At 55.6% G+C, this 5,542-nt stretch carries 4 protein-coding genes; all 4 read left to right on the top strand.

Annotated features, from left to right (window positions below):
- Window positions 1-620, top strand: a 620-nt coding sequence (locus tag QE270_RS03590; protein WP_300035281.1) for an amidohydrolase family protein, incomplete at its 5' end; no start/stop codon positions are given.
- A gap of 78 nt (window positions 621-698) precedes the next feature.
- Window positions 699-2,762, top strand: a complete 2,064-nt coding sequence (locus QE270_RS03585) for a S9 family peptidase (RefSeq protein WP_300035278.1) — start codon at window positions 699-701, stop codon at window positions 2,760-2,762.
- 62 nt (window positions 2,763-2,824) lie between these two features.
- On the top strand, window positions 2,825-4,207 hold the full coding sequence (locus tag QE270_RS03580; RefSeq protein WP_300035275.1) for an amino acid permease: 1,383 nt from the start codon (window positions 2,825-2,827) through the stop codon (window positions 4,205-4,207).
- Window positions 4,208-4,280: 73 nt separating this feature from the next.
- Window positions 4,281-5,542: class I tRNA ligase family protein (locus QE270_RS03575; RefSeq protein ID WP_300035273.1), on the top strand; the 1,262-nt coding region annotated here is incomplete at its 3' end.

Raw genomic sequence — 5,542 nt, 5'->3', positions numbered from 1 at the left:
GCACTGAGCCCGGTGAACCAGAAATGACCGAAGACCAGCTGCGCGCCGTTGTGGAAACCGCGCGGGCAAAGGGGGTGTTCGTAACCGCCCACGCCCATGGCGCCGTCGGCATAAAAAACGCGATCCGGGCGGGCGTCCGATCTATTGAACATGCCAGCCTGATTGATGACGACGCGCTGGCGATGGCGAAAGCCAGCGGCACATGGCTCGTCATGGATATCTACAATGGCGACTATATAGACGACATTGGCACCAAAGAGGGCTGGCCCGAAGAATATCTGCGTAAAAATCGAGAGACCACCGATGTCCAGCGTGTCGGATTTACGAAGGCTGTGAAGAGAGGCGTGAAGCTTGCTTATGGCTCCGACAGCGGCGTTTATCCCCATGGGCAAAACGCGAAGCAATTTGCGTATATGGTGCGCTATGGCATGACCCCGATGCAAGCTATCCAAAGCGCGACGATCCGTGCTGCCGAGCTGTTGGGGAAAGAGAAAATGTTGGGCGCAATTGCCGCAGGACGTTTCGCCGATCTTGTCGCCGTAAAAGAAAACCCTTTGACCAACATTACGGCGTTGGAGCATATTACGCTGGTTATGAAGGACGGCAAAATAGTGCGTTGATGGCGCGCCATCGGCGGCCCTTCCAGATCCTTTGCAATTCCCTTGCTTGCCGCCTTTTCGCTGACTAGCGTGCGCCGTATGAAAAAGACTTTCCTGCTTGCCGCCCTGCTGGGCACTTCTGCCATCTCGCTTGGCGGCCTTTCCACTGATGCCGTTGCGCGTCCCATGACCGAAACCGACCTTGTGATGATGAAGCGGCTAGCGGCTGTGGCAGCATCTCCAGATGGAATGATGGTCGCGTACCAATTGCGCGAGACCGACTTGGAAGCGAATAAGGGCAAGACTGACCTCTATATGCTAAAACTCGGCACGACCGGCGCGCAGCCAGTGATGTTTGCATCGAGGCCAGATAAGAACGAGCATGACCCCGCCTTTGCGCCAGATGGCAAAAGCATATTTTACATAAGCAACGAAAGCGGTTCGGATCAGATCTGGCGCTACGATATTTCTTCGGCGACAACCACACAGGCCAGCAATTTCAAAACCGATGTGAGCGGATTTAAAATTTCGCCCGATGGCCTGAAATTCGCTATCTGGGGCGACATCGCCCGCAATTGCATGGAATTTGGTTGCGCCAAGGATGGCGACACATCGAAGCCTGGTCCTGGCACTGGCCGCGAATATGACCAGTTGATGACCCGTCACTGGGACCAGTGGGAAACGCCAGGCAACTACAGCCGGGTCTTCACGGTTGTGCTGCGCGCCGATGGGAAGCTTGGCACGCTAGGCACTGCTATGGATGGCGATCTGGTAGGCGATGCGCCATCAAAGCCCTTTGGCGGCGGGGACGAAATTAGCTGGAGCGCAGACAGCAGCGCAGTGCTTTTCGCATTGCGCCATGCTGACGCAAATGAAGCCAAATCGACCAACCTCGATATTTACCGTTCAGCTCTGCAAAACCCAACGCCTGTCAACCTTTCCGCCGACAATGCGGGTATGGATACAACGCCGGCGGCATCGCCCGACGGCAAATGGCTGGCGTGGACATCGATGGCGCGCGCAACGTACGAAGCTGACAGGCTCGTCATCAAGCTGATAGATCTGAAAAGCGGCAAAGTTACTGCGCTCACCGACACATGGGACCGTTCGGTTGCCTCGCTTGCATGGGCAGCAAATAGCAAAAGCCTTCTTGTGACTGCACAAGATGTTTTGGAAACCCCGCTGTACCGCATTGACCTAAAGGGTAAGATCAAGCGCCTGACGGAACGCGGCAGCATTGCCGAAGCCGTGTTGCTTAAAAATGGCGGTGTCGTATACGCCATTAACAGCATCAACGGGCCATCAGACCTCGTCCATATGGACACAAAGGGCAAAACGACCCAGCTAACCAACGTCAACGCGGATACGATGGCCATGCTTGATCCCGTGAATTACCAAAAGTTCGATTTCATCGGGGCCAATGGTGACCAAGTTTACGGTCAAATCGTTAAGCCGCAAGGCGCGACGGGCAAGCTTCCTGTGCTTCTGCTGGTCCATGGCGGGCCGCAGGGCACGTTTAACAACAGCTGGTCTTATCGCTGGAACCCTGCGGTTATGGCATCGCAGGGCTACGCCGTGGTCAGCATCGATTTCCATGGGTCAACGGGTTATGGTCAGAAATTCACCGATAGCATCCACAAAAATTGGGGCGGCTGGCCGCTCGAAGATTTGCAAAAAGGCATGGAGGCGGTCGGCAAGATTGACGCGCAGCTGGATACCAATAATGCCTGCGCCCTCGGCGGATCTTATGGCGGCTATATGATGAACTGGATTTCGGGCAATTGGCCCGACCGGTTCAAATGCCTCGTCAACCATGCGGGTATATTTGACCTGCGCGCGATGGCCTATGAAACCGAAGAATTATGGTTCGACCAATGGGACAATGGAGGTCCATGGACCACGCGCAGCGACGCGGAAAAATGGAACCCCGTCAATCATGTCGCCAAATGGAAAACGCCGACTTTGGTGATCCATGGCGAAAGGGATTACCGGATCCCTTATTCGCAGTCGCTTGCGGCCTTCACAGCGTTGCAGCAGCAGGGTGTTGAATCCAAATTGCTCGTGTTCCCGGACGAAAATCACTGGGTGCTGAAACCCAAAAACTCGATTCAATGGCACCAGACCGTATTCGATTGGGTCGGGCAACATTTAAAGGCCAAATAAGCTAGGGGTAAATTGGCGTCGTTCCAGTGCAGGCTGGGGTGCGTTAGTATTTAGGGGGAGGCATGACGGATATTGCACATGATGTCGCAACAGAAACCGGCGGCGGGGCGGAACTGTCACGCAGTTTGAAGTCGCGCCATGTCTCAATGATCGCCATTGGCGGCATCATTGGTGCCGGGCTGTTCGTTGGGTCGTCGACCACCATCAGTCAGGCCGGACCAGCCGCTGTCTTTTCCTTTGCTATTGCTGGCTTCATCATTTTGCTAGTGATGCGGATGATCTCCGAAATGGCGATCGCCGTTGATGGCGTGCAAACTTTTCCAGACTTCGCCCGCGCCGGCCTTGGCCATCTCGCAGGCTTCCTATCGGGCTGGCTCTATTGGTATTTCTGGGTGGTCGTTGTCGCCATTGAAGCGATTGCTGGCGCACAAATCTTACATGGATGGTTTCCTGCCGTGCCCGAGCTTGCCATCGGCATTGGTCTGATGGCGATGCTGACGGCGGTAAACCTGCTGTCTGCACGCGCTTATGGCGAATTCGAATTCTGGTTCTCGTCAATCAAAGTCGCCGCGATTATCGTCTTCATTCTGGTCTGCGCTGCATGGGCCTTTGGCATCACGTCCGGCAGTGGTCCAAGCTTTAACAACTTGACTGCGCATAATGGCTTTGTGCCCAATGGCTGGGGAGTGGTGCTGGCGGCAGCAACCTCAACCATATTCAGTCTGGTTGGCGCAGAAATAGCAACCATCGCCGCTGCCGAATCCGAAGAACCGGCAAAGGTCATCAGCCGCATGACCGTCTCGGTCACGTTGCGCATCCTCATCTTTTACGTGCTCTCCATCTTCCTGATCGTGTCAGTTGTGCCGTGGACGGAGATCGTGCCCAAGGTATCGCCCTTTGCCACCACGCTTGCCTATATGGGCTTGCCAGCAGGTCAGTTAATTATGGAAGCTGTGGTGCTTGTCGCGGTGCTGTCATGCCTCAACTCCGGCCTATATGTTACCTCGCGTGCCTTATTCGGTCTGGCCAAGCATAAGGACGCGCCACAGTGGCTGGTTCAGGTCAATGAGCGCAAGGTGCCAGCCCGCGCGATTCTGATCGCCAGCCTTTTCAGCTATGTCGCCCTCGCCGCCGACGCGGTGTCCCGCGATGTGGTGTTCAGCTTCCTGATCAGCAGCTGCGGCGTGACCATGCTTCTGCTCTACCTCATGACATCTGCCGCACAGCTTAAACTGCGCCGCAAATATGAAGCGGAAGACCCGGCGCGGTTGCAGATTAAAATGTGGTTCCATCCCTATGGAACCTACGTCGCGATGGCGGCGATGCTGGTGATATTGGTTGCAAAAGGTCTTGACCCATCGGCGTCGAAGGAATTGTGGTTGAGCCTGCTCGTCGCAGGCGGATTTGCAGCCGCATTCTTTATCTTTCGGCGCCGCGCGGCGTAATGTTATAGGATAAGCCAACGATTTCCTGCGAAAACCTTGCCCAATCGCGCATGCGCTGGCAAAGCCACTTCCCATGACTATCGACAAGACTTTTGACCCCGCCGCGATTGAGGCGAAATGGTATGCACATTGGGAATCCACTGGTGCATTTCGTCCTGAGCGCCCTGATGCAGAGCCGTATACAATTGTGAACCCGCCGCCCAATGTGACGGGAAGCTTGCACATCGGCCATGCGCTCGACAACACCTTGCAGGATATCCTCATCCGCCATGCGCGTTTGCAGGGCAAGGACGCCTTGTGGGTGGTCGGTACTGACCACGCCGGCATTGCGACACAGATGGTCGTCGAACGGCAACTCAATGCCCGCCAGCAGAAGCGCACCGATTTCACGCGCGAAGAATTCATCGCCAAAGTGTGGGAATGGAAAACAGAAAGCGGCGGCGAAATCACGGGCCAGTTGCGCCGGCTGGGCTGCTCCATGGATTGGGAGAATGAACGCTTCACCATGGATGAGGGCTTTTCAAAGGCCGTCATCAAAGTGTTTGTCGATCTTTATAATCAAAAATTGCTGTATCGCGACAAACGCCTCGTAAACTGGGACCCGGGCCTTAAAACCGCGATTTCCGACCTTGAGGTGGAAACGCGGGAGATCAACGGCAAATTCTGGCACTTCAAATATCCGTTAGAAGACGGCAGTGGCTTTATTAGCGTTGCCACCACACGGCCTGAAACGATGCTGGCCGACATGGCGGTCGCGGTGAACCCGTCGGATGAACGTTATGCGCACTTGGTCGGCAAAAATGTCCGCTTGCCGATTACGGGCCGTTTGATCCCGATCGTGACGGACGAGCATGCTGATCCGGAATTGGGTTCAGGCGCCGTGAAAATCACACCGGGGCATGACTTCAACGACTTCGAAGTCGGCAAGCGCGCAGGGTTCAAGGCCAGCGACATGTTCAACATGCTTGATGGCGAAGGTCGCGTTGTGCAGACCGCCGATGGCCTCATTCCGGCAGAGTATATCGGGCAATACCGCTTTGGCATCGAGGGCGAACCGACCAACGCACGCAAGATGGTGGTTGCGGCACTGGACGCCTTGGGCCTGCTTGAAAAGGTAGAAGACCGCGTCATCCAGACACCCTTTGGCGACCGTTCGGGCCAAGTGATTGAGCCGTGGTTGACCGACCAATGGTATGTCGACGCCGAAACGCTTGCCAAGCCAGCCATCGAGGCGGCCCGCAAGGGCAAGGCGAATGGCGGTTTCGATATCGTGCCGAAGTCGTGGGAGAAAACCTACTTCAACTGGATGGAGAATATCCAGCCATGGTGCGTTTC

It is taken from the genome of Sphingorhabdus sp., assembly GCF_029865925.1.
GTDB lineage: Bacteria > Pseudomonadota > Alphaproteobacteria > Sphingomonadales > Sphingomonadaceae > Sphingorhabdus_B.
The sequence above is the reverse complement of the archived record's forward strand: the minus strand, read 5'-3'. Positions and strand labels throughout refer to the sequence as shown.